The sequence below is a fragment of the Micromonospora aridisoli genome (assembly GCF_056150025.1).
The window spans coordinates 1-555 of the sequence record NZ_JAXCFK010000133.1 but is presented as its reverse complement, the minus strand read 5'-3'; the positions used below and the strand labels follow the sequence as shown (position 1 = coordinate 555).

At 69.5% G+C, this 555-nt stretch carries 1 protein-coding gene; it reads right to left on the bottom strand.

Annotated features, from left to right (window positions below; genetic code table 11):
* The coding region (locus tag SM447_RS29740) for an AMP-binding protein (protein WP_474576182.1) at positions 1-464 on the bottom strand (464 nt) is incomplete at its 3' end.
* Positions 465-555: the final 91 nt, after the last annotated feature.

The window sequence follows — 555 nt, the reverse complement described above, 5'->3', positions numbered from 1 at the left end:
ACCCGCGAATTAGCCACCGGCCCACCGATATGCGGCACCTCACCAACCACCAACGGCCGCGACATCGTCACCGCCACCGTCGACTCCGTCGGCCCGTACGCCTGCACCACCCGCGCACCAGCCGCCGTCCATCGCTGCGCCAGCTCGGTCGGCATGGGTTCACCACCGACGTGCAGCCCCCGCAGCGTGGAGAGCGGACCAGGATCCAGCGTCTGGAGCGTGCTGGGGCTGAGGGTGAGCCGGGTGATCCGGTGCCGGACGACGAGGTCGGCGAGGTCGTCGGCGGTGGACGGCTGGTCCGACGGGTTGAGCACCAGGGCGGCACCACTGCAGAGCGCCATCAGCACATCGGACACGGAGGAGTCGAAGGTGAGCGGAACGTTCTGCAGCAGCCGGTCGCCGGGGGCGACACCAACCTCGCGGATCAGATCCTCCGCCAGGCTGGCGAGGCCGGTATGGGTCACCCCCACACCCTTCGGCTGCCCCGTCGAACCCGACGTATAGATCACATACGCCAACCCGGCCAACGACAGCCGACCACGCCGCTCCCCAGCA